Raw genomic sequence first — 24,348 nt, forward strand, 5'->3', positions numbered from 1 at the left:
GTAAAAGAATTAGAGACCAAATGGGAAGGTGGACACATACAGAATTGGTCCTTAGCTATGAACCAGTTATTAGTTGATGATCGATTAAAGGATCGAGTTCTGAAATATATCTGAACTTACACACTTTACTTGACAAGCCCGAAAAACACCTGTCAAGAAAGGGGTACGACAAGTGATTTTCTATTTCTGATGATGTTTCGCTTGTCATGAATGGTTCATGACGAGCGATTTTTTGTTTCTGATGATGTTTCGCTTGTCATGAGTGGTTCATGACGGGCGTTTTTCTGCTTCCACTGACCCTTCGCTTGTCATGAGCACACTATAACACGTTTTTCACTCATTTTACCGAATATGTCGCAGTTTATACCTTTTTAATTAAAAACAACACCCTCTCAGAAAAGAGCATTAGTAAATAAAATGCACTATCTAAAAAAGGATAATCCTTCAAATACTGGTTCCCCTATCCTTTTCCCGCTTTGCAAGCCTCTGTCACAAATTCCACAAAATTGTCATAGATTCGTTCATTTATTATGAACAATTTGTGAAACCCGTAACAACTTATTGTGTAACACCATACGAAGTTATTATCATTAACACTATAGTTATAGTGATAAATATCACACCCACTTGTACTAAATTTTCTAGAAAGAGAAAGGAGCACCATTATGAAATTGAAGTGGGCTTTCTTATCCCTATCTTTTTTTGTAGTAACCCTGCTCTCAGGGTGTAATTTACTAGTCTTAGATCCAAAAGGACCACAGGCTGAACGACAAGCACATGATATTATCCTTTCAGCATCCATCATGTTGTTTATCGTGATTACTGTGTTTAGTCTTCTGATTTATATGCTAATTAAGTATCGAGCATCGAAACAAAGTGAGGATTATGAACCACCTTATATTGAAGGTAACAAATGGGTGGAGTCCATTGTTATCGGAATTCCCGTTTTAATTATTGTTGTTCTTTCTATTGTTTCGGTTCGAAGCAATTATATCGTTGAATCGGCTCCAGAGGGATATGAGGAAGAACCTTTAGTCGTTTATGCCTCATCCTCTGATTGGAAATGGCATTTTAGCTATCCAGAACAAGATATTGAGACCGTGAACTACTTATATATCCCGACTAATCGTCCTCTTGAGTTTAAACTGTATTCTCATGGATCGATTACGAGCTTTTGGATTCCACAGCTTGGTGGACAAAAGTATGCCATGTCTGACATGGTCACCACCTTACACTTAGCAGCTGATGAACCAGGAGAATACATGGGACGTAATGCAAACTTTAATGGTAAAGGATTTGCTGAAAACACCTTTAATGTGAAAGCAATGCCTCAAGCTGACTTTGAAGATTGGGTTGAGGAAGTAAAAGAAACGGCAGAACCTATCACAGAAGATAAATTTCAAGAACTGTTAGAGCCAGGCCACCTCGGCCAACTAACCTTTAATGGAACGCATTTGGAGTTCTCACCTGCACCAGAAGGAGAGAATGGTGGCCATCAACACGGAAATTCTGAACATGATAAAAATCAACATTCAAGCGAAGAAGCTAGCGAACATTAACACACACTTTTTGTTTCTATACAACAATTTTTACTAACTTAGACTATTTCCTGAAAGGAGTCAAAGAGTATGGAATTCTTTGATCGATTTGCTATCCCCCATCCAAGTCCATTAATATACGCATCCATGGTTGCCATCGGTCTTACGGTAATTGCAATTATTGCGGGCTTGACGTACTTCAAAAAGTGGGGGTATTTATGGCGTGAATGGTTAACAACCGTGGATCATAAACGAATTGGGATTATGTATTTGCTCTCTGCTTTACTCATGCTTTTCCGTGGTGGAGCAGATGCTATTATGATGCGTGCTCAATTATCTGTACCAGAAAACACGCTTCTAGATGCTCAGCATTACAATGAAATTTTTACTACACACGGTGTAGTCATGATTATTTTTATGGCGATGCCTTTTATTATGGCTTTAATGAACTTCGTTGTTCCTTTACAAATCGGAGCACGAGATGTTGCATTCCCACGCTTAAATGCGTTAAGTTTTTGGCTTTTCTTTATGGGAGCGATGCTATTTAATATTTCCTTTGTCATCGGGGGCTCACCTGATGCCGGTTGGACCTCGTACTTCCCACTTGCCGGGAATGAGTTAAGTACGTCGGTCGGAACCAACTATTATATGATTGCCATTCAGATTGCCGGACTCGGTACGCTGATGACTGGGATTAACTTTATCGTCACCATTTTCAAAATGAGAGCACCTGGTATGACTTTAATGAAAATGCCAATGTTTACATGGTCGGCGTTAATTACCAATATTATCATTGTGTTCGCCTTCCCTGTGTTAACAGTAGCTTTAGCTATGGGAACGATGGATCGACTGTTTGGCACACACTTCTTTGCCACTACAAATGGTGGTATGGATATGCTTTGGGCCAACCTTTTCTGGGTTTGGGGACATCCAGAAGTATATATTTTGATTCTTCCTGCCTTTGGTATTTACAGTGAAGTGATCTCAGCCTTTGCACGTCGAAATCTATATGGCTATAAATCTATGGTTGGATCTATGGTGATCATTTCCCTTCTATCATTCTTTGTATGGGTTCACCACTTTTTCACGATGGGTCAAGGAGCACTTACGAATAGTATTTTCTCCATCACAACGATGGCTATTGCCGTACCAACAGGTATTAAAATCTTTAACTGGCTGTTTACACTATGGAAAGGGAAAATCGAGGTCACAGTTCCTATGCTGTATTCCTTAGGGTTTATTCCGATTTTCACCATAGGTGGAGTAACTGGTGTCATGCTCGGAATGTCCGCGGCAGACTATCAATACCATAATACAATGTTCTTAGTGGCACATTTCCACCTTGTTATTATTCCTGGCGTTGTGTTTGCCATGATTGCTGGTCTAACCTACTGGTGGCCAAAAATGTTCGGCTTTATGCTTAATGAACGTATCGGAAAATGGACGTTCTGGTTTATTGCAATTGGTACCTGTGTTGCCTTCTTCCCGATGTTTATTTCAGGTCTTGATGGGCAGGCACGTCGTATGTACACATATTCTGAGTCTACAGGCTTTGGGATTTGGAATATGCTTTCCTTTTTCGGAGCGATTTTACTTGCTATCGGGTTTGCGTTAATCGTCTATAACATTTATTACAGCATCCGTTATGCATCCAGAGATATTGGAGATGACCCTTGGAATGCTAGATCACTAGAATGGGCAACTCACAATCCTGTTCCAGATTATAATTTTGCCATCACACCAGAAGTAAGCTCTAGTGAAGGCCTATGGGATGCAAAGAAAAGAGGTCACACTCTATTTAAAGGGCCATACAAAGAAATTCATATGCCAAGTAATAGCGGTGTTCCATTCATTATGAGTGCTATTTTCTTTGTATTTGGGTTTGCCATGATTTTCAGTATGTGGATTGTCGCCATTATTTCAGCAATTGGAATCTTTGCTTGCATGGCCCACCGTTCATTTGAACAGGATCACGGTTACCACATCTCTGTTGATGAGATAAAACAAACGGAAGCGAAATTTGGAGGTGCAAAAGAATGAAACTAGATCATACGCAACCTCTTGAATATAGTACCAAGCAAAACCAGTTAAATATTTTAGGGTTTTGGATTTTCTTAGGGGCTGAAATTATGCTGTTCGCCACCCTATTCGCCTCTTACTTTACGTTGGAGGACCGAATCGGGAATGGCCCTAGTGGCGGTGAAATATTCGGTATTACTCCCGTGATGATTGAAACAATCCTACTATTAACAAGTAGTTTTACGATTGGATTGACCGTGAATGCAATGAGAATAGGAAACAAAAAAGCGATGCTAACCTTTTTTGTCATTACGCTTTTACTTGGTTTAGCCTTTTTAGGTGTCGAAATCTATGAATTTTACCATTACGTTCATGTTGGTGCAGGCCTTCAAACAAGTGCCTTTACCGCCATATTATTAACGACACTAGGAACACATGGAGCGCACGTAACCTTTGGACTTTTCTGGGGCTTATTCATTGTCTCTCAAGTGAAAAAGCGTGGAATAACAACTGAAACGACAAACAAATCATTCATTTTCTCTCTTTACTGGCACTTCTTAGATGTTGTCTGGATTTTCATTTTCAGCTTCATCTACTTGAAAGGAATGATGTAAGATGAAAGAGTTATTTCCATTTAAACAGGTTATGGGCTTTGTCTTTTCACTAGTCCTAACGGTAGTTGCCGTTTCGGTTTATTTTTTTGATTTATCATTTGCTCTAGGGATGACAATCCTTTTAGTCACAGCCTTCATACAGGCTGCCCTTCAGCTAGTGGTCTTTATGCATGCAGGTGAAACAGAAGACAAAGGCGCCATTTACGCTAATCTTTATTACGGAATCATCATAGCGCTCGTCACTGTTTTCGGAACGTTACTAGCGATGATTTGGGGATATATGTAGGAAAATAAGTCTCGACTTTGTATGTAAATATACAAGTCGAGGCTTTTTTTGCTTCAAAATATTAAAACAATTGCAAATTTGACTGATTATGAATGTTTTTGATTGATTTTGATTGATTTATGAAAACGTTTGCCTTATAATAAATCTACAGAGCAAACAAGTTGGTGATATAAATGTTAACAACAGAACGCCACGAAATGATTCTTAATTTGTTAAAGGAAAAGCAAATCGTTACCATACAGGAAATTACAGATGTAACAGATGCATCTGAATCGACCATCAGACGTGATTTAACAGAGTTAGAAAAGCGAGGGGATTTAGAACGAGTACATGGCGGCGCCAGGTTTAATGAACGTAAAGTACAGGAATATAGCATTTCTGAGAAGGAAAGCCAAAACCTTCAAGAAAAAATCGAGATTGCGAAATATGCCGCCTCATTAGTAAAGGATGGGGATTGTATTTTTCTAGATGCTGGTACTACTACTATACAGCTTATTCCTTTTCTTCAGCATAAGGATGTCATCGTAGTTACAAACGGACTTCCTCATATTGACTTACTAACTAAACATGGCATTACATCCTATGTCACTGGTGGCTTAATTAAAGCTAAAACAGGTGCCTTAATTGGACCTCAAGCCATAAAGTCCTTAAATGATTTTTGTTTTGACCTCTGTTTTCTAGGTGTCAACGGTTTTCATTATGAATTCGGTTATAACACACCAGATCCTGAGGAAGCACACATTAAGCAAACAGCTCACAAGCTTGCTAAAGTGTCGTATGTTTTAGCCGACCATTCCAAACACAAAAAAGTTAGTTTTTCTAAAATTTTTGACTTAGCAAAGGCTCGGCTAATCACGAGCAATTTACCTAAGAATGAAGTAGAGACTTTATCTGAAATTACTGATATAAAGGGGCTGTCAACATGATTTATACATGCACCATTACACCATCGATTGACTACACTACGTACCTTTCAAGCTTTCTACCTGGTGAATTAAATCGTACAAAGGAAGTCTATTATTATCCAGGTGGTAAAGGGATCAATGTCTCCAGGGTTTTGAAGAGGCTCGGTGAAGATAATACAGCCTTAGGATTTGTCGGTGGATTTACAGGCGAATATATTAAACACTTTTTAGAACAAGAGAACATTAAAACAGAGTTTATTGATACAGAAGAAATTACACGTATTAATGTCAAAATTAAGGCAGATCAAGAAACGGAATTAAACGGACCAGGCCCTATGATTGCCGAACATCAGCAACAGGAATTACTTTCTAAATTACAGCATTTACAAAAGGGTGATTGGCTCGTATTAGCTGGTAGCCTTCCAGAGACCATTCCACTTTCCTTCTACAAGGAGATAGCGAACCTTTGTCGTCAATTAGGAATAAAAATTGTCCTCGATACATCTGGTCCAGCATTTAATGAGCTAGTAAAGGAACGGCCCTTTTTAATAAAACCAAATGAACATGAACTCGGGGACCTATTTGACACAACCATTTCTAGTAAGGAAGAAGCCATTCACTATGCAAAAAAGCTGAATGAATTGGGTGTGGAAAATATTATCGTATCCTTAGGCGGGGACGGTGCCATTTTTGTCTCAAATGATACCATTCTTGAGGCAAAGGCCCCCAAAGGAAAAGTCGTAAATACCGTTGGTGCAGGCGATTCTCTCTTATCAGGGTTTATTTCATCTTACGCTAAAGGTCAGGGTGTTCCTACAGCCTTCCGATATGGTGTTGCGAGTGGAAGTGCAACAGCATTTCAAACAGATTTATGTAAAAAAGAAGACGTGGAAGCGTTAATCGATCAAGTACAATTGAAATCTATCAAAGAATAGGGTGACAAAATATGAAAATTACAGAGCTTTTAAATAAAGACACCATCATTTTGGATTTACAATCAGGCTCAAAACAAGAGGTATTACAAGAATTAAGTCATCAGCTTCATTCGGCTGGTAAACTCAATGACCAAGAAACTTTTTTAGAAGCCATTAAGGCCCGTGAAGAACAGAGTACAACTGGAATTGGAGAAGGGATTGCCATTCCCCATGCTAAAACTGCGGCAGTAGAAACGCCCGCGATTGCTTTTGGTCGCTCAACAAATGGAGTTGACTATCAATCTTTAGATGGGCAGCCAGCACACCTCTTTTTCATGATTGCGGCAAGTGAGGGAGCAAATAACGCTCATTTAGAGGCTCTTTCACGCTTATCTACATTTTTAATGGACGAAAGCTTTCGCGAAAAATTGTTAGAGGCAACATCTAAGGATGAGGTCTTAACCGCCATTAACAAAAAGGAATCAGAAATTGAAGCACAGGAAAATGGCAACGAGGAAAATCAGGAGGATCAAAGGATTTTGGCTGTTACAGCTTGTCCAACTGGAATTGCTCACACCTACATGGCTGCTGAAAAGCTTAACGAAACAGCGAAGGACATGGGAATTTCGATAAAAGTGGAAACCAATGGATCTGGTGGTGTCAAAAATCGCTTAACCAAACAAGAGATTGAAGATGCAGATGTGATCATTGTTGCAGCTGATACACAGGTTGAAATGGCACGCTTCAACGGAAAACCAGTCATTCAAACGGGTGTAGGTAAAGCTATTCATGAAGCCGAAAACCTATTAAATCGAGCTCAGAATCAAGATGCACCTATATATCATCACGAAGAATCAAAAGATGAATCAGGGGAAAAAGAGGAGCGTAGTGGATTCTACAAACACCTCATGAACGGGGTTTCAAATATGCTACCATTTGTTGTGGGTGGCGGTATATTAATCGCTCTATCATTCTTTTGGGGAATTAATTCAAGTGATCCAACTCACGCAGATTATAATGAATTTGCGGCAATGTTAAATACCATTGGAGGCGGGAAAGCCCTTTTCTTAATGGTTCCTGTTCTAGCGGCATTTATTGCTTCTAGTATTGCGGAACGTCCCGGATTTGCACCAGGTATGGTTGGTGGTTTAATTGCGATTACTGTCACTGGTGTTGAAGGGGCTGACGGTGGCTCAGGCTTTCTGGGTGGTTTAATTGCAGGTTTTCTAGCTGGTTATATTACTTTATTATTTAAGAAAATATTATCTGGTTTACCACAGGCACTAGAGGGCTTAAAGCCGGTACTATTTTATCCTGTACTAAGCATAGCAGCAACCGGCTTAATTATGATGTTGATCAATCCTCCATTAACGAAAGTATATACAGGGATTTCCACCTTCTTAGAAAGTATGGGAGGTACAAACCAAGTCATCGTTGGGATTATTTTAGGAGCGATGATGGCATTTGATATGGGTGGACCCGTTAATAAGGCAGCCTATACGTTTGGTATTGCGATGCTAGATGCAAATAATTACACATTTATTGCAGCCATTATGGCAGCTGGTATGGTGCCACCACTTGGTATGGCTCTATCTACTACATTGTTTAAAAAACGATTCACAAAAGAAGAACGGGAAGCAGGTAAAACCGCTTATCCACTTGGCTTATGCTTTGTCACGGAAGGGGTCATTCCATTTGCGGCAGCAGACCCAGCGCGTGTCATTCCATCAACAGTTGTAGGTGCGGCCGTAACAGGTGGGCTATCCATGTTATTTAACATCGGTCTTCCTGCCCCACATGGCGGAATCTTCGTCATAGGGCTTGTTGATGGCGGATTGGCCAAAGCCTTTTTATATGCCATAGCAATTATTATTGGTTCCTTTGTAACTGCTGTCGTTGCCGGTATGTTAAAACGAAATGTAAAAAATATATAGAGCAAAAAAACAACCAGTGGGAATTTTCTCTCCACTGGTTTTCTTTATGGTCGTTCTGTTTTTTCTAACACTTCCTCTGTTGCCACAAAAAACACACCCATAAGAAATATAAAAATAGCTCCCATCACTGTGCCGATTCCAATTGAAGCTAATGTGCCGAAACCGCTGTCATAAACACCAAATAAAAAAAGTAAAATGCCGATAGATAATACTGTACTGCCAATGTAACGAACAGCACTTAACATTTTCGCATTATTTTCCATATCATCACCCTCTTAACTATATTATTCAACGAGTTCACAAAATTGTCAAATTTATTAAGAGGGTGTTCAGTTTTATTTATCCCAACCTTTTTCTTTAAAAAGCGATATAGCCTCTATTCGATTGCTTACCTCAAGTTTATCAAGAATAACGGATATGTAATTCCGAACCGTCCCATTGGTTAGATAAAGCTCACTGGCAATTTGTTTTGTGCTTTTCCCGTCAGCCATTAACTTCATAAGCTGCTCCTCCCGCTCTGTGAGGGGGTTTTCTTCACTAAAGGCCATATCCACGAGTTCTGGAGCATATATTTTCTTACCTTCCATGATCGTCCGGATGGAATTGGCTAGCTCATCACTTGGACTGTCCTTTAATAAATATCCACTCACCCCAGCTTTCCTAGCCCTGTCAAAATATCCTGGGCGTGCGAAAGTAGTTAATATGATAACCTTGCAGGATGTATCCTTTAACCCTTCTGCAGTATCCAAACCGCTTTTTAACGGCATTTCTATATCCATAATACATACATCAGGCTGGTGTTGCTGCACTAACTCTAGGGCTTCTTCCCCATTTTTTGCTTTTCCGACCACTTCCATATCCTCTTCCATATCTAATAGCGAGCCGAGTGCTCCAAGAAGTAAGCCTTGATCCTCAGCAATTACAATGCGAATCATTATTATAGCCCCCTATTTTGTTACTTGAATAACTTTCGGTACTTGGACTGTCAGTTTCGTTCCCTCATTGGTTTCGATTTTTAACGACCCATTCACGAATTCTAATCTTTCCTCCATACCTTGTAGCCCATGGCCTTTTGGAGATTGCTTATCCGGTATTCCCATGCCATTATCTTGGATGGTAATGCTCACCTCATTTGGATACTGGTTAATCACAACATGGCAGGAGGTGGCCTGACTATGCTTGATAATATTATTGACAGCCTCTTTCAAACACATTGAGAGGACATTTTCGACCAACAATGGAGTATCCTTTAAGTTCGAATCTCCCTCTATTTGAAAATCGATTTCCGCTGCGGCTAAAATTTGACGTACCCGCTTCACCTCATCAATTAACTTTATTCCACGCATATCTGATACTAATTCGCGCACCTCATTTAAGGCCGTCCTTGCAGTTTGCTGGATATCGTTGATTTCTTTTGTAGCTTTCTCAGGCTTAACGGTAAGCAGTTTCTTAGCCAAGTCACTTTTTAACCCAATCAGAGAAAGCTTTTGACCGAGCGTATCATGTAGGTCACGTGCAATTCGTTGACGTTCTTCTATAACCATCAGTTGCGAAATCTTCTGGTTAGCGTCCTCTAGCTGCCCCTCCAGGATTTCCTGTTTATAGCGATTATACATGTTAAACGGAAGTAGAATGACACCAATTACACTAATAATGATAAACGGCAGTTGAGAGAAAAATGCATCGCTCTTGATAAAGAAGCCAATCGTAATGGCTGCAATGGTTGTAAGAAGATGAACAATATAAAGGATGATAAAGCCAATTTTGTTTTGTATATTCCCAATAAAAAAGGCCAAAAAAAGTGAAAAGTAAACATATCCGAACAACAATGTCATCACAATATTAATAATCATATCAATGCTTATCCATAAATAGGCTAGTGAACTATTCGTGAGAAAGGACAAGCGATAGGAGCTAAAAAATAAAAGAATCATAAAGATCCCAAAAATAACTTCCATAAACGAGGAGGACCTGAAAATAAAATAAAAGGGTAAGATACAAAAGATAATCCAAATATATGAGCTAAGTCCAGTATTTCTTGGGAAAATGTGATACCAATTTTTCTTTTTCATATAAACCTCCTTCATATGTATTTATTAAACACCAAAAAACCCTTCGACGTAAAGTTCGAAGGGTTTTAACACTATTCTTCCTGAAACTGTGGTCCTTTTCTGTTGAGCTGAACACTAGGTTTTGGTTTCTTTAGAATTTCCTTTACTTCCTTAAAGCTTACAAATGTCTTACTTTCCTCATCATACAGACGAAAGCGTATGGACTGTAAGCTTGTCGCAAGTGTAATTGTTGTTGCCTTCTGAAGAGGCGGAGTGGATTCATGGGCCTTTTCCAAGTTATAGTTCGGTACTCTTGGATTTAGGTGGTGCACATGGTGAAAGCCAATGTTGCCAGATATCCATTGCAGGATTTTAGGAAGCTTATAATAGGAGCTCCCATCTACAGCGGCTTTAACATAGTCCCATTCGTCTTCATTTTCAAAGTAAGAATCCTCAAACTGATGCTGCACATAAAATAACCAGATCCCTAGTGAACCTGAAATAAAGAGAATTGGTGCTTGTACGATCAAAAATGCCTGCCAGCCTATAGCCCAAATGAGCATAGAATAGATTGCTGCGATAGAAAGGTTAATCAAATAAGTGTTAAAACGCTCTTTACGCTTTGCTCCTTTTCGATTAAATCGATTAGATATTAAGAAAAGATAAAGAGGTCCAAAGCCAAACATCACAATTGGATTCCGGTATAAACGATAGGCCAATCTTCCCCATACTGATGCATTTACGTATTCATCCACAGTCATGACCCATACATCCCCAGTTCCTCGTTTATCTAAATTTCCACTTGTTGCGTGATGGATGGTATGACTTCTTTTCCATTTATCATAGGCAAAATGTGTGAGGATCCCGGTAATGGTTCCGACAATCCGATTAGCCTTATTATTTTTAAAAAAGGATAGGTGTGTACAATCATGAAAAATAATAAAGATTCTTACGACAAAGCCTGATGCTATGGTTGCTAACAATAACGTCAACCAAATGGATATGGATAAGCTATGGTAAGCTAAGAACCACAGCCCCAAGAAAGGAATAATCGTATTAAAGAGTTGTACCACACTCGATTTCGTATCAGTTTTTTCAAATGGTTTCACTTTTTTTCTCAATTGTGCTTGTTTTTGTTTGCTCATGATTACCTCCCGTAAAATTAAGGCATGTTCTCTTATATCATAATAAGATAACAGCTACTTGAGAAATAGTCATAAACGTCACTAGTTTATATGACAAGTGTCATATGGATTGGATGGCTAGGTTTAGGCAGGTTTGCTGATGTCGCGGCTGTGCTTCTTTCGACGATGCTGAACAACAGGTGCGTTGTGCTGAAAATACACATTTTCCTGCTGAAGATTGGGCTTTTTGCTAAAGGTTACGTGGTTTGTGCTAAGAATTCCGTTTAGGGTGCTGAAGGTGCCACCCATTTGGCTGAAGTCACCTTGACGCTTTTCAAATGCTAAACCTATACACGTAGATGCTGAAGTTAACTCGGATTTTGCTGAACACGCCGAGTTTTGCTAAAGGCGGCAGTGACATTTCTATAGTTCATGGAGGCGTGGCTAAAGTTTAGGCATAATATGCTGAGGGTGCTTCTTCAATTGCTAAACCCAGTCGCCCCTTTCGCTTATTATTCCCCAAACCAAACAAAAAACCACCCATTCTAGGGTGGTTTTTCCATATGATATTTACTTAATGACGTTTACTCAACCAAAGTACACCTGTTTTAGCCAATCGGGGCAACAACCCTGTGAATGGTTGGTTAAACATATTGCCGAACCCATCAGTTTTACCAAGAGAGCCTAATGCTCCTTTTAGCTTAATCTCTTTAGGCATATCAGGTTCTTTTCCTTTAAGTACGGCATTCAGTACCTCTGCAATTTTTTCACCCTGTTGACCTGCAAGCTGTGCACTTGGTGAATGAACAGAGGAAGCACAATCACCTACCACATATACGTTGGTTTGTGATGGCACTTGGAAAAAGTCGTTTAGCTTAACTTTGCCCTGGTCATCTTTTTCAAAAGGCAAGGTCTCGATTAAATAATTTGGCTTTACACCTGCTGTCCAAATGGTGACATCACTATCGAAGCAAGATCCATTGTTACAAACAGCATGCTCCTCTACATATTCCACATTAGCATTATGAATGACATCCACATTATTTTTAGCAAACCAATCTTCAACATAGTCTTGAATTTTACTGTCAAAAGCTTTTAGTACTGTTGCGCCACGGTCTAGTAAGCGAACTGTTAGGTCAGGTCTGCTTTCTCTGATTTCAGAGGCCACTTCAATTCCACTTAACCCTGCTCCAACAATCGTCACTTTACTGTGGGCGTCTAGATTACTAATAGCCGTACCTGCTCTTCTTGCCTTCGCAATGGTTTGAACACTGTGAGTAAATTCCTGTGCCCCTTCAATTCCGTGATAATTATCCTCACAGCCAATTCCAATCACCAAATAATCATAAGGGATTGGCTCTTCAATTTCCCGAATGACAATGGTTTGGTTTTCCACATCGATTTGTTGAATTTCCCCATAAGCTGTTTTCACCTGTTCATGAGTAGGGAATTGAATCCTTACATCTTTATCTGCCGTTGTTCCTGCTGCAATTGCATAAAATTCCGTTTTTAAAGAGTGATATGGATTACGATCTACTAACGTAACCTCCAAATCTTCAGGTAAACCTTTTTCCAATAACTGATGGAGGATATTCATCCCTCCATAACCGCCGCCTAGTATGACTAATTTTCTCATAACAAACTCCCTATCCTTTGACAATTGATGTAAAAAGCATACAACGCTCAGAAACCGTTTTCTCCTAATATAGACTATCAAAGGTTAGTATAATTTGTCGAACAAATTTTAAATAATTCTACTTCTTTTTTTCATTTTTACCATTAAATAGACGTTCACCCACCAATGTAAGACATCTCAATTTTTGGTTTATTTCGCACTGTTTCCTCTGTTCGTTCATCAGAGTAACGGTCCTGTCTTTGGGTCCATGTAGGTGTGAATGCAGCTATAAGCTCTTCATCCGTCGCATCTGATCGGACCATTTTTCTAAGATCAAAACCACTAGTCGCAAACAGACATGTATAAAACTTACCGTCTGCTGACAATCTACCTCGTGTACAGGTGGAACAGAATGATTCGGAAACTGATGTAATAAATCCAACCTCTGTATCTGTTCCAACGTACCGGTATCTTTTAGCTACTTCTCCTAAATAAGCAGGATCAACTGGCTCAAGCTCAAAATGTTTATCGAGTTCTTTAAACAAATCCTTTTTCGTGACAACTTGACTAAAATCCCAGCCATTCGTTTGACCAACATCCATAAACTCAATATAACGTAGTGTAATTCCCTTTTCTTTAAAGTATTTGGCCATTGGGATGACCTCATGATCGTTCATTTCCTTTTTGACAACCATATTGACTTTAACCTCGAGACCCACTTCCTTAGCCTTCTCAATCCCTTTTAACACCCGTTCTACACTTGCTCCTACATCATTAATGGATGCAAATGTCTCTTGATTCAAAGCATCTAAGCTTACATTTACTCGCATTAACCCTGCATCTTTTAAACGCTGTGCCTGTTTCTCTAATAAAAATGCGTTGGTAGTTAGCCCAATGTCCTCAACACCATCAATGGCGACGAGTTTTTCAATTAAAAGGTGTATATCCTTTCGTAAAAGGGGTTCCCCACCTGTTAACCGGATTTTTTTCACACCTAGCTGGACGAAAATCCTTGCTAATCTCTCTATTTCCTCAAAAGATAGGAGCTGATCTTTTGGCATAAATGCAAAATCCGTCCCGAAAATTTCTTTCGGCATGCAATACGTACATCTAAAATTACAACGGTCTGTTACAGAAATCCGGAGATCCTGTAGGGGACGACCGAACTTATCTTGAAGTGGAGATATATTCATTTACATTCTCCTTTCAGGGCCTACTATCCTTTACTTTATATCTATGCTGTTCACCCTCCTTTTAATTAAATCATTTATTTCCTTTTGTCCTTATATCTTCATTACAAATTATCGACAATTATATGTAAAGGGGTGGTATCCTTCAAAACACGATACCACCCAACTTAAATACCTAAACACGTAAAACGTTAAACTGTCCGCCACCGAGCAGCGTCTTTGTGTAGTCAATTTTCACCTGATTAAAATAGGCTTTGTCTCGTTCATTGACTAAAATTTTAATTCCTTCCTCTTCTAATACTTCATCATTCTCTAAAGCTGACTCCTCCAGAGCCAGACGTAACTGAGGACCACCTCAACCAATTGCCATTTTTAAACGGATGAATGGTGTTTTTCCCTTTTCCATTACCTCTTGTACTTCTTCTTTAATTTTTGTGAGTGCTGATCCTGTGAATGTTACCAAGGCTATCCCCCCTTAGTCTATATTTTGATGAATGAAAGCGAAACGATACTCCCAAATTCACTGTTCATTTATAGAGAATTGAGCCTTTCTTTTTTGGAAGTCCACTTGTTGATAATAAGTGTTTTTGACCAATAAATTTGGCCCTAGGCATTTAACAGCAGGACAATGGCAATTTAAGCCCTTCGCGGTATCTGTAACCATCCACCGATCATAAGCCTCAGGAAGTGTAGATGACTTAATATTCCCTAATGATGGCTCATCACCAAAATCTGTGACAATGATTTCACCGGTAAAAATATTTACGTTTAAACGTGAGCGTCCATCCGGATCATTTCTTACCGTGACATTGGGCTCCTGGTATAACCGCTTCAGAAAATTCTGCTCATCTTTTGATGAACTGCATGGATAAAAAGGAAGCGTCCCAAACAGGATCCATGTATTTTGATCACGATGATCAAGAAGACGTTTGATGGCCATCTGCATCTCTTCTAGGTTGAGTGTTTCTAAATTACTGGCAAAGTCCACCGGGTACATGGGATGAATTTCATGTCTAGTACAACCCATTTCCAAGACATGATCATGTATTTTTTCTAAGTATGGATACGTCCGCTTATTTAGCATAGTCTCAGCCGATACCATGACACCTTCCTTTGATAATGCCTTTGAATTTTCCACCATACGATCAAAAAACATTTTCCGATTTTCAGCCATTGGTTTACGGTCCATTCGAGCAAATCCTGTTTCTACAAACTCCTCCATAGTTCCCCAGTTATGTGATATATGTAAAACATCTAAGTAAGGAATGATTTGTTCGTACCGATTATATGGCAACGTTAGATTGGAGTTTATCTGTGTTTTTACTCCGCGTTCGTGTGCATACTTTAGAAGGGGGACAACATAATTCCTAACCGATTTTTTTGATAACATCGGCTCCCCACCTGTAATGCTTAACGTACGTAGATGAGGGATTTCCTCCAACCGCTGGATCAATAGATCAGCTGGAAGTGCCTCAGGATCACGACTTTGAAGCATATAGCCAACCGCACAATGTGCACAACGCATATTACATAGAGTAGTTGTGGTAAATTCAATATTGGACAGTGTCATGCTCCCGTGCTCTTCAACATCCATATATACCTCCCACGGGTCATTGGATGGAGAGATGATTTGATGTCGCTCCTTTGTTGTCATAAAACAACAATCTCCCTTCATACGCTTTCTTTCTATTTTACAAGATTTGCTTTCCAGATAACACCATAGTCAAAGAAAAAAGCACCATTCCCTATTGGAAATGATGCATAACGTAATTAAGATAGGTTTAAATGAATGAGATTTCCTGATGGATCTTTAACAGCGTATCTATCTTGCTGTTCGTTTACTGTCATACCCTTTTGCTTTAATTGTGTCACGACTTTTGCTCTAGACTCTTCGTCTGGGAAAATTAACGTATACCAATTTAGACCTACACTATTTTCAGGAGGTGCAGGTATCCCTGTACCATTCCAAACATTGAGCCCAAGATGATGGTGATATCCACCAGTTGAGGCAAAGAGAGCCCCTGGATAAGTTGTTATAATATCAAAGCCTAGCCCATTGACATAGAAGTCCTCAGTTGTTTTCAAATCCGATACATGTAAATGAATGTGCCCCATAATCGTTCCATTCGGCATGCCTTTCCATTCATCCGTACTCTCAGCCAATAACCCCTGTGCATCTAATTCTACTGTTGCCATTTCTACTTCCCCATTGGACCAATTCCATTCTGAGGAAGGACGATCTCGATATACTTCAATTCCGTTTCCATCTGGATCTGACAGATAGATTGCTTCACTTACATAATGATCAGAAGCCCCTAGTCCATAACGGAATTTAGTTTGTACAATATGTCTTAGGAAGGCTGAAAGATCTGATCTACTTGGAAGTAAAATAGCAAAGTGAAACAACCCTGTTGTTCTTGCCTGTTTAGGAAGAACATCTTCAGGCTGCTCGATTGTTAGTAATGGTGTTTTTCCATCTGCAGTTAAGACAGCCTTACTGTCCGTTTGTCTAAGGACTTTAAATCCTAAAATATGCTGATAAAACTCTAATGATTGCCCCAAATCTGTAACGTTTATATTCACTTCGCCAACATAAATTGTTGGTGCTTGAAAGAATTTCTTTTCCATTTTTTCACTCCTTTTTCACTATTCTTGTTCGCTATCATTAACAAAGCATTTATTCCGAAAATAATTATTATGAATTCGAGGTAGTTGGGTAAATTTTTTTCATGACTTCTGATTGTCTTTATAAGGACTGAGCATATAAACCTAACTTCTTGATTTGCTCAATTAAATGCTCCTTCTCCTCTGCAGTAAGTCCGCCCATAATGTCATTCATAGCTTCCGAATGCTTTGGGAAAATTTCTTCCATAAGTTGTTTCCCTTCCTCTGTTATTCCAGCATACGTTACACGGCGATCACTTGGACATGCTCTTCTTCTGATATAATTCTTTTTTTCTAATTTATCCACAACATAGGTAATACTGCTGCTAGCTAGTAACACCTTTTGTCCTATTTTTTGAATCGGTTGCTCACCTTTATGAAATAGCAATTCAAGTACTGAAAACTCGGTTAAGTTTAAACCATGACTCTTAATATCTTGAATCGCATGAGATTCGATGGATTGCACTGCACGATTTAACACAACAAAAAGCTTTAACGATAATTCTTGTTCATTTTTTTTTGAATTCATCATTATCCATCCCTTAACCTAAATATCTCGAATTAAAACTAATTATATGTGATACGATTGGCTCATGTCAAGGAAGGGGGTGTTGAGATTGGAGGATGAAGGGCGCGGACGGATGCTCAATACCGCGCGTCATTTGCCGAAATTTAGGCTTATAATGCTGAAGCTGCCCTCAATCCACTCAAACCCACTTATCCCTCAATAATCTTCACATGCACCGTTCTTGTTCTCGGCCCATCAAATTCACAAAAGTAAACACTTTGCCATGTACCCAAAATTAGGTGGTCATCCGTTATAATTAGGGTTTCACTCGCTCCAACTACAGATGATTTCATATGGCCATCAGAATTCCCTTCCATATGCACATATTCTGGCTTATTTGGGAAGGTTTCATCCAGACCAAATTTTAAATCTGTTTTCACATCAGGGTCAGCATTTTCATTTATTGTGATAGCCGCTGTGGTATGTGGGCAGTAGACTACCATGATTCCGTTGTGCACTCCGCTTCTTTCTAAAGCATGATGCAAATTACGATCAAGATTCGTAAAGGACTGTTTTTCGTTTGTTGTAATATCAAATGTGAAAAATGTCTGATTCAAAGATTATCACCTCATCTAAAAAATAGGTATTAGGAATTTTCCTAACACCTATTTTAAGCTTATCACGTTTATATAAAAACCTTATTCTGCTACTTTTTCTTCTGTAAAAATATCATCATGGTTTTTATCACGGATAACCAATTTATAAGGATCATCTTTCACATAAGGTTCAGCTTGTTTCGAGCTTAAAAATTCCTCAACAAGTTTTTCAATTTCCCCTACTTTTTCATCCTTTTGAAAACTCCATGGATGAATAGAGGTTTTAATTATGATTGTCATTGGTAATGGATGATTTGAATAGGCGAACCCTGTTACATCTAGGTGTTCTTTTTCCTTGAGAGCCTCATAAATATAAATACGAGCTTTAGCCCACCTTTGATCTTGCTCTCGTTTCTCCATCTCGTCCCGGTCAATACGTTTTATGTTAATGGTGTAATCATGATAATTACCTTCATCTAATGCTGCCTGAATTAATTCACGTAACTTGTTCGTATCCTTGTTATAGGGAACTTCCATACTAATTTCTTTATCGGCATCGATTCCAAAACCTGATAAATGATAATCAGAATGCTCTAGCTTTTTACGAATAGCAGCCATGACCTTGTCAATTTCGGCTACTAACTCTTGGTCTTCCTTAGAAATGTCTGGCTTAGGTGATGGTCTAACCCTTTCCACTTTAACCGAATAGCCATTAAAATTATGATTAGTTAATTCATCTTCAACCATTTTTACAATCTCTTCTTTATGGGTCTGAATATATTTATCTGATTCATTTACCCGCACTATTGCCTTTTTATCCTTAAAATTCGGAGATACAAATAAGGTGTGATCTGTTTTATTTCCTAGTGACGTATTCACCAATTCCATCCGTTCTCTTTGATCCTCACGTGTCTTCATAAATTCACTAATAAATGGAATTTTAGCAACAACCTCAGCCATTGTAGGAGATACATATGTTGAACCTACTAACAGTGAAATAACGAGTACGATAATACTACTTGTAACAATTATTTTTTTACCAAAGCTCATAGGATTCTTCTGCACCCTCATGTTCTGTTCAACTTTTTCTTTGATATTATCTTCTATCTCTTGATTATAGTAATGTTCTTCATAATACTTTTTAGCCTTTTTTAACTTTTTATCCATCGCATTCACCCCGATCGGAGAGTTTTTCTTTTAACAAGGCCCTACCTCTAGATAATCTTGTTTTCACCGTGTTTGCTTTTAATTTAATAACATCTTTTATCTCTTCAATTTTAAGATCCTGAAAGTAATATAGGATCATCACTTCACGATATTTTGCAGGCAAAGATAGAACCTTTTGCAAAACATCTGCCGATTCCTCTTTTTCCAACATAATCTGCTCTACGCTTTTACTCTGTCGTAAACTGTCAAAGAGCTCTTTTGAATACTTAAAAACATTAAAACTCCTTTTCATAATAAAATCTTTAGACGTATTTATTGTAATTCGATATATCCAGGACTTGATTGACGCATCGCCTCGATATTTATGTAAATGTTTGTAGCATTTTAAAAAGACTTCTTGTGCAATATCCTCTGCCAGGCCCTGATCTTTAACGTAGGAGTATGCTATCAAGTAAACTTGTTTTGAATACTCATTCATTAAGTCATAAACTGCGGATTCTTTATCTTTACTTTTTAATAAGTTGTCATTTTCTAGAGTAAAGTGATCATTCAAATCTTCACCCTCCATTCTTACACCTTCTTACTTATATGACTTTGGGTTTTTATTTTTGGTTTCAAAAATAACCATTTTTTAAAAACAAAGCGCTCAGGGATAACCCTAAGCGCTTTGATAGTCTACTCTTATAGTTTTTCACCGTATCATTTTCCCAGGTAGTTTCCATGACAAAAATACAATAAGCAAACAGAAAACCAAACAGATGATGACAACAAGATGCAAGTGCACAACATCGACAAAGTCATTAAAAGTGACTCCTAATAAGCTACTTGATAGTATGGCACCTAAATACCTACTTGTCTGAAATAATCCAGATGCAGAGCCTGTATTCTCCGCTGATACATGTTCATATAGAGCAGTTTGAGCGGAAATATTATTAAACCCATTACTCATGCCCAAAATTGCCATAATGATTAGTAGCCAAAATATCGGGGAAGTCTGATGATAGGTTATGATAAGGGCGGTCCCGATTAAAAGTAAAAGAGCCCCGATAAACATCGGTAATTTTGATCCGTATTTATCAATCATGCCTCCTGCAAGTGGAGACACAATCACACTAAACCCTGCAAGAGCTAACATAATCAACCCTGTATGTTCTTCACTGTAGCCTCGAGCTTGCTGTAGAAATGTTGGCAAGCCAAAAAAGTAGCAGTAGTACACTAAGTTGATGGTCATGAATTGTACATAAATAAAGGTAACAGTTGGGTCTTTTTTTAGTGCATCAAAATCAATAAAAGGTTCCGTACGTCTTGTTTCATATAAGTAAAACAGAATAGCTCCAACTACAAAAACCATTAGTGCCCACCAATTAACATTTTGTTCAATAGAAAGTAGAAATAATATTATGGCTATAACAGTTCCAATAAAGATTGTAATGCCTATAAGGTCAATTCGCTTTAACCGGAATACCCCACCCCGATTTTCAGGTAAAACAAAAATCGCTAAAAAGAAGGACAAAACAATAAATGGGAAGTTAATCATGAAGATTGAAGGCCAATCCCAAGCTGCAATTAGAAAACCTCCCACAGAGGGTCCAAACGCTGCTGAAACATTGGCGAAAATGGATAGGATTGCTAATGCCTTGGCTTGATTCTTGCTTATACTCGTTCTCACCATACTCATACCACTTGGAAATAAGGTCGAACTCCCAATGGCCTGTAATGCACGACAGCCTAATAAAAAGATGAAATTAGGCGAGAAAGGGGCCAATAAACAGGAAACGGCGACAAGAACTAATCCAACCATGAATAACCTCTTAGCCCCAAACATATCGCTCAATTTCCCCATAACAGGCTGCCCTACTGCACTGGCTAAATAAAAGATAGAAATCAACCAGGAGGCATCTGCAAAGGTTAATTCAAACTCAAATTGCAGTCTCGTTAAAGCGACCGAAATCATGGAAGAGTTCAAAGGATTTAGTAATGTCCCTAAGCCAATTGTTAAAACAAGCAACCAGGGCTTTTGGAGCTTGTCCGTAAAAGCATCACCTAATTTATTATCATAAGCAGTACTGCCTGCTTTATTGACCATACTTACCTCACCACTATTCTATGATTCCTATTTTATTTAAGAAAATAATTAAAATGGCTAATGGTGCAATAATGCGCACAATCCATATCCATACATTGCCGACCCAAGTGTTCCCAAGGTCAGAGTCGCGCAGGGCCTCCTCTTTTTTCCATGCCCAACCCATAAAGAGTGCGATAATGACTCCCCCTAATGGTAGCAGAACATTACCTGATAGTTGATCCATAAAGGTCAAAAAGTCCCTGCCCATCACTGTTATAGGTATAGCCCCTTGTGCTAGGGAAGATGGGATACCTAATAAAAAGATAATTCCTCCAATAAGAACCACCGTTTGTTTACGACTCCATTGTAGCTTACGCATAAAATACGCTACCGTAACCTCTAATAAGGATACTGAAGATGATAAGGCAGCTGCAAATAATAAGAAGAAAAATAAAGCTCCTACTAGCATGCCAGCTGATATTTGTTCGAACACATTTGGCAGCGTCATAAAGACAAGCCCAGGTCCACTAGATGGATCCTGTCCGAAAGCAAAAACCGCCGGAAAAATGAGAACACCAGAAATAATAGCTACCGATGAATCTAAAAGACCAACACTTAGCGCTGCACTTGGCAGCTTATGTTCACGGCTTAAATATCCACCGAAAGTAATCAAGGTCCCCATTCCTAAACTCAAAGAAAAGAAAGCCTGCCCCAGTGCCGCAAGTATTACTTGAGGGTCAAATAGCTTATCCCAGTCCGGATAAAAGAGAAACGTTAATCCTTCCTTTGCTCCACCAAGGGTTAAACTGTATATAGACAGTACAACTAATAAAACACCTAACAATGGCATCAGTAGTTTGTTAGCCGCTTCAATCCCTTTTTTTACCCCTGCAATGACTACTCCTATGGTTAACGTCATAAAGATAAACTGCCAAATAACAGGCTCATACCTCTGTCCGATAAAAGAAGTGAAATAGCTGGTAAAATCTTGGCCAGGAACATTAGCAATCGCCCCTGTTACATAACCGAAAAAATACTTCATTACCCAACCAGCTATAACACTATAAAATGATAATATAATAAATCCTGTCGCAACCCCCATATAGCCCATGATTTTCCAAGGCTTTCCTGGTGCTAGTTTTTCAAAAGCTCCAACAACATCACTTTGCGCTTTCCGTCCTATCGTAAATTCAGCTAAAACAACAGGTAAACCAATGATCAGAACGATTAATAGGTATACGATTAAAAAGGCTCCACCACCATTTTCACCTGCAGTTGTGGAAAAACGCCATACATTACCGAGTCCTACAGCTGAACCCAAACAGGCCAATATAAATCCAAGCCGTGAGCCCCAATGCTCACGGTTTTTATTTTCATTATCCATTATATATCCTCCAAATTTAAAGTGACTTGACTTATCACTGTTAATGGGACAGTCAATTATGAAAAAAGCAACATCCTCTAATATAGAGTTTTTATTAAGATGCTGTCAATCGACAATTTTTGCATAAAGGCATTATTAGTTATTCCCACCATTTTAGTATTCATTTAGAGGATACATAATTTAGATTAGTCACCATTTTTATCAGATAAATACCTGATTCGGCAAAATCTGACCAATTTGCCCACTTCCCTTTTACTATTCGACATACAATATTATCGAAAAATATATCTATAATAGAGAGGAGATTAGGAAAATGAAACTATATTTAGACCCAGGGCATGGCGGGACAGATAGTGGTGCTACAGGCAATGGGCTACTTGAAAAAAATATAAATTTAGATATTGCCCTAAGAATCCGTAGACTACTACTAGAAAACTACAATAAGGTCGAAGTTCTTATGAGTCGTACTACTGATCGTACAAAAAGCTTAAGTGCACGAACCAATGAGGCTAATAATTGGGGGGCAGATTATTATTTGTCAATCCATTGCAACGCGTTTAATGGAAGTGCAAGTGGCTATGAGGACTATATACATTCAAGCTTACCGAACTCTTCAGATACGGCAAACTATCAGGACATCATGCATGAAGAAATTATGAGGGTGAACCGACTTAGCGATCGTGGACAAAAAAAGGCGAATTTTCACGTGTTGCGCGAAACAACCATGTCTGCCTTACTGACCGAGAATGGATTTATCGATAATCGCCAGGATGCTGCCCTTATTAGTGACCCTTCCTGGAGGCAGGATGTGGCCCAAGGGCATGTAAATGGATTAGCAAGGGCCTTTCAGCTCGAGCGTAAAAGTGAAGATCCATCAGGCACACTTTATAAGGTAATTGCTGGTTCCTTCCAATCTCGTGATAATGCTGAGGAACGGGTAGCTTATTTGCAGTCACAAGGAATCGATTCCTTTATTACGACCGTTACCATTTCGGGTCAGCTCTGGTATCGTGTACAGGCAGGTGCCTTTTCTAACCGGGAAAATGCTGAAAGACGTTTAGATGAAGTGAGAGATGCTGGCATATCAGATGCCTTTATCGTGACGGATAGCAATGAGGACCAAGAACCTTCTCCAGGAGACACTGGTTACGCTATCCTAGGTGAGACTTATCTATCACCGGAACTAATGAATCAGTACGTTAAAACCATCAATCCACAAGCAATCGAGATTGCTAGCTACTATCTGACCTATGGTGAAAGGTATGGAATAAGAGGCGATGTGGCCTTTGCCCAGGCCATGCATGAAACCGATTTTCTTCGGTTCACAGGTGTTGTGCAGCCAGAGCAAAACAACTTCTGCGGATTAGGAGCAACAGGCCCTAACAACCCAGGAGCGAGCTTTCAAACAGCTAAGGAAGGAGTGCTCGCACATATCCAGCATTTATATGCCTATGCCTCCACTGATTCATTACCCAATAGCGACCCACTAGTAGACCCGCGGTACGATTTAGTGACTAGAGGTTCAGCTACAACATGGACCGCTTTAAATGGAAAATGGGCTGTACCGGGGGATAATTACGGGCAAATGATTTTGAATTTATATGAGAGGATGTTGGACTCCTCGCTGGAACAATTAGAAGGGGTCATGCAGGAAATCAAAAACTGACAATAAAGATTTTTAGAGAGATAGCCTTTGGCTGTCTCTTTCATTTTGAGATGGGACTTGAAGAAATGGTTAATTTTACATAATATGAATCTAACGAATACAAATATT

22 protein-coding genes are annotated in these 24,348 nt (G+C 39.0%); 8 read left to right on the forward strand and 14 right to left on the reverse strand.

The features are described from left to right. Positions 1–665: 665 nt before the first annotated feature. The 7 genes from qoxA (at position 666) to GH754_RS18830 (ending at position 8,210) form a co-directional block, all read left to right on the forward strand. The gene (gene qoxA / locus GH754_RS18800) at positions 666–1,559 is read left to right on the forward strand and encodes a cytochrome aa3 quinol oxidase subunit II (RefSeq protein WP_153730199.1); all 894 of its coding nucleotides are present in this window, start codon (positions 666–668) and stop codon (positions 1,557–1,559) included. 69 nt (positions 1,560–1,628) lie between these two features. Further along, positions 1,629–3,578, forward strand: a complete 1,950-nt coding sequence (qoxB, locus tag GH754_RS18805; RefSeq protein WP_153730200.1) for a cytochrome aa3 quinol oxidase subunit I — start codon at positions 1,629–1,631, stop codon at positions 3,576–3,578. Next, on the forward strand, positions 3,575–4,171 hold the full coding sequence (locus GH754_RS18810; RefSeq protein ID WP_153730201.1) for a cytochrome (ubi)quinol oxidase subunit III: 597 nt from the start codon (positions 3,575–3,577) through the stop codon (positions 4,169–4,171). The genes qoxB and GH754_RS18810 overlap by 4 nt, the downstream gene beginning before the upstream one ends. Position 4,172: 1 nt before the next feature. Continuing rightward, positions 4,173–4,457 carry a cytochrome aa3 quinol oxidase subunit IV gene (gene qoxD / locus GH754_RS18815; protein WP_153730202.1) on the forward strand — a complete coding sequence of 95 codons (285 nt, stop codon included), beginning with the start codon at positions 4,173–4,175 and terminating at the stop codon, positions 4,455–4,457. A gap of 173 nt (positions 4,458–4,630) precedes the next feature. Then, on the forward strand, positions 4,631–5,383 hold the full coding sequence (locus tag GH754_RS18820; RefSeq protein WP_153730203.1) for a DeoR/GlpR family DNA-binding transcription regulator: 753 nt from the start codon (positions 4,631–4,633) through the stop codon (positions 5,381–5,383). Further along, positions 5,380–6,297 (forward strand): 1-phosphofructokinase, encoded by a 918-nt coding sequence (gene pfkB, locus GH754_RS18825; protein WP_153730204.1) that lies wholly within the window; start codon positions 5,380–5,382, stop codon positions 6,295–6,297. Before GH754_RS18820 ends, pfkB begins: the two co-directional genes overlap by 4 nt. 11 nt (positions 6,298–6,308) lie before the next feature. Then, complete coding sequence (locus tag GH754_RS18830) at positions 6,309–8,210, forward strand: PTS fructose transporter subunit IIABC (RefSeq protein ID WP_153730205.1); 1,902 nt, start codon at positions 6,309–6,311, stop codon at positions 8,208–8,210. A gap of 44 nt (positions 8,211–8,254) precedes the next feature. Here GH754_RS18830 and GH754_RS18835 read toward each other — a convergent pair whose 3' ends face one another. The 14 genes from GH754_RS18835 to GH754_RS18900 all read right to left on the reverse strand — a co-directional run bounded on the left by GH754_RS18835 (position 8,255) and on the right by GH754_RS18900 (position 22,574). After that, positions 8,255–8,473 (reverse strand): hypothetical protein, encoded by a 219-nt coding sequence (locus GH754_RS18835; protein WP_153730206.1) that lies wholly within the window; start codon positions 8,471–8,473, stop codon positions 8,255–8,257. Positions 8,474–8,545: 72 nt separating this feature from the next. Next, on the reverse strand, positions 8,546–9,145 hold the full coding sequence (locus GH754_RS18840; protein WP_153730207.1) for a response regulator transcription factor: 600 nt from the start codon (positions 9,143–9,145) through the stop codon (positions 8,546–8,548). 12 nt (positions 9,146–9,157) lie between these two features. After that, a complete protein-coding gene (locus GH754_RS18845; protein ID WP_153730208.1) occupies positions 9,158–10,282 on the reverse strand; it encodes a sensor histidine kinase in 1,125 nt (374 codons plus the stop codon). 71 nt (positions 10,283–10,353) lie between these two features. After that, positions 10,354–11,406 (reverse strand): fatty acid desaturase, encoded by a 1,053-nt coding sequence (locus GH754_RS18850; protein WP_153730209.1) that lies wholly within the window; start codon positions 11,404–11,406, stop codon positions 10,354–10,356. Between the two features lie 553 nt (positions 11,407–11,959). Beyond that, entirely contained in the window at positions 11,960–13,021 is a 1,062-nt protein-coding gene (locus GH754_RS18855) for an NAD(P)/FAD-dependent oxidoreductase (RefSeq protein WP_153730210.1), read from the reverse strand. Positions 13,022–13,176: 155 nt separating this feature from the next. After that, positions 13,177–14,193, reverse strand: coding sequence for a GTP 3',8-cyclase MoaA (gene moaA, locus GH754_RS18860; RefSeq protein WP_153730211.1), 1,017 nt, complete (start codon positions 14,191–14,193; stop codon positions 13,177–13,179). 517 nt (positions 14,194–14,710) lie between these two features. Next, positions 14,711–15,844 (reverse strand): radical SAM/CxCxxxxC motif protein YfkAB, encoded by a 1,134-nt coding sequence (gene yfkAB / locus GH754_RS18865; RefSeq protein ID WP_153730212.1) that lies wholly within the window; start codon positions 15,842–15,844, stop codon positions 14,711–14,713. A gap of 116 nt (positions 15,845–15,960) precedes the next feature. After that, positions 15,961–16,818: a VOC family protein gene (locus GH754_RS18870; RefSeq protein ID WP_153730213.1), complete on the reverse strand. Its 858-nt coding sequence runs from the start codon at positions 16,816–16,818 to the stop codon at positions 15,961–15,963. Positions 16,819–16,936: 118 nt separating this feature from the next. After that, a complete protein-coding gene (locus GH754_RS18875; RefSeq protein WP_153730214.1) occupies positions 16,937–17,383 on the reverse strand; it encodes a MarR family winged helix-turn-helix transcriptional regulator in 447 nt (148 codons plus the stop codon). A 188-nt stretch (positions 17,384–17,571) separates the two neighbouring features. Continuing rightward, positions 17,572–17,979, reverse strand: coding sequence for a secondary thiamine-phosphate synthase enzyme YjbQ (locus GH754_RS18880; protein ID WP_153730215.1), 408 nt, complete (start codon positions 17,977–17,979; stop codon positions 17,572–17,574). Between the two features lie 81 nt (positions 17,980–18,060). After that, the gene (locus GH754_RS18885; protein ID WP_153730216.1) at positions 18,061–19,125 is read right to left on the reverse strand and encodes a DUF4030 domain-containing protein; all 1,065 of its coding nucleotides are present in this window, start codon (positions 19,123–19,125) and stop codon (positions 18,061–18,063) included. Continuing rightward, positions 19,118–19,693 (reverse strand): sigma-70 family RNA polymerase sigma factor, encoded by a 576-nt coding sequence (locus tag GH754_RS18890; protein ID WP_153730217.1) that lies wholly within the window; start codon positions 19,691–19,693, stop codon positions 19,118–19,120. The genes GH754_RS18885 and GH754_RS18890 overlap by 8 nt, the downstream gene beginning before the upstream one ends. A gap of 123 nt (positions 19,694–19,816) precedes the next feature. Further along, positions 19,817–21,211, reverse strand: a complete 1,395-nt coding sequence (locus tag GH754_RS18895; protein WP_153730218.1) for an MFS transporter — start codon at positions 21,209–21,211, stop codon at positions 19,817–19,819. Between the two features lie 13 nt (positions 21,212–21,224). Continuing rightward, positions 21,225–22,574, reverse strand: a complete 1,350-nt coding sequence (locus GH754_RS18900) for a sodium-dependent transporter (RefSeq protein ID WP_153730219.1) — start codon at positions 22,572–22,574, stop codon at positions 21,225–21,227. A gap of 313 nt (positions 22,575–22,887) precedes the next feature. On the opposite strand from GH754_RS18900, the gene GH754_RS18905 reads away from it, so the two are divergent. After that, positions 22,888–24,240 (forward strand): N-acetylmuramoyl-L-alanine amidase, encoded by a 1,353-nt coding sequence (locus GH754_RS18905; RefSeq protein WP_153730220.1) that lies wholly within the window; start codon positions 22,888–22,890, stop codon positions 24,238–24,240. Positions 24,241–24,348: the final 108 nt, after the last annotated feature.

It is taken from the genome of Salinibacillus xinjiangensis (assembly GCF_009649735.1).
GTDB classification, from domain to species: domain Bacteria; phylum Bacillota; class Bacilli; order Bacillales; family Alkalibacillaceae; genus Salinibacillus; species Salinibacillus xinjiangensis.

Coding starts and splice junctions, on each gene's coding strand:
- GH754_RS18830 (WP_153730205.1), top strand. CDS start 6,309: ATGAAAATTACAGAGCTTTTAAATAAAGACACCATCATTTTGGATTTA.
- GH754_RS18820 (WP_153730203.1), top strand. CDS start 4,631: ATGTTAACAACAGAACGCCACGAAATGATTCTTAATTTGTTAAAGGAA.
- GH754_RS18810 (WP_153730201.1), top strand. CDS start 3,575: ATGAAACTAGATCATACGCAACCTCTTGAATATAGTACCAAGCAAAAC.
- GH754_RS18845 (WP_153730208.1), bottom strand. CDS start 10,282: ATGAAAAAGAAAAATTGGTATCACATTTTCCCAAGAAATACTGGACTT.
- qoxA (WP_153730199.1), top strand. CDS start 666: ATGAAATTGAAGTGGGCTTTCTTATCCCTATCTTTTTTTGTAGTAACC.
- GH754_RS18875 (WP_153730214.1), bottom strand. CDS start 17,383: ATGAATTCAAAAAAAAATGAACAAGAATTATCGTTAAAGCTTTTTGTT.
- GH754_RS18835 (WP_153730206.1), bottom strand. CDS start 8,473: ATGGAAAATAATGCGAAAATGTTAAGTGCTGTTCGTTACATTGGCAGT.
- GH754_RS18850 (WP_153730209.1), bottom strand. CDS start 11,406: ATGAGCAAACAAAAACAAGCACAATTGAGAAAAAAAGTGAAACCATTT.
- GH754_RS18900 (WP_153730219.1), bottom strand. CDS start 22,574: ATGGATAATGAAAATAAAAACCGTGAGCATTGGGGCTCACGGCTTGGA.
- qoxD (WP_153730202.1), top strand. CDS start 4,173: ATGAAAGAGTTATTTCCATTTAAACAGGTTATGGGCTTTGTCTTTTCA.
- GH754_RS18885 (WP_153730216.1), bottom strand. CDS start 19,125: ATGGATAAAAAGTTAAAAAAGGCTAAAAAGTATTATGAAGAACATTAC.
- yfkAB (WP_153730212.1), bottom strand. CDS start 15,844: ATGACAACAAAGGAGCGACATCAAATCATCTCTCCATCCAATGACCCG.
- qoxB (WP_153730200.1), top strand. CDS start 1,629: ATGGAATTCTTTGATCGATTTGCTATCCCCCATCCAAGTCCATTAATA.
- GH754_RS18895 (WP_153730218.1), bottom strand. CDS start 21,211: ATGGTCAATAAAGCAGGCAGTACTGCTTATGATAATAAATTAGGTGAT.
- moaA (WP_153730211.1), bottom strand. CDS start 14,193: ATGAATATATCTCCACTTCAAGATAAGTTCGGTCGTCCCCTACAGGAT.
- GH754_RS18855 (WP_153730210.1), bottom strand. CDS start 13,021: ATGAGAAAATTAGTCATACTAGGCGGCGGTTATGGAGGGATGAATATC.
- GH754_RS18870 (WP_153730213.1), bottom strand. CDS start 16,818: ATGGAAAAGAAATTCTTTCAAGCACCAACAATTTATGTTGGCGAAGTG.
- GH754_RS18905 (WP_153730220.1), top strand. CDS start 22,888: ATGAAACTATATTTAGACCCAGGGCATGGCGGGACAGATAGTGGTGCT.
- GH754_RS18840 (WP_153730207.1), bottom strand. CDS start 9,145: ATGATTCGCATTGTAATTGCTGAGGATCAAGGCTTACTTCTTGGAGCA.
- GH754_RS18890 (WP_153730217.1), bottom strand. CDS start 19,693: ATGGAGGGTGAAGATTTGAATGATCACTTTACTCTAGAAAATGACAAC.
- pfkB (WP_153730204.1), top strand. CDS start 5,380: ATGATTTATACATGCACCATTACACCATCGATTGACTACACTACGTAC.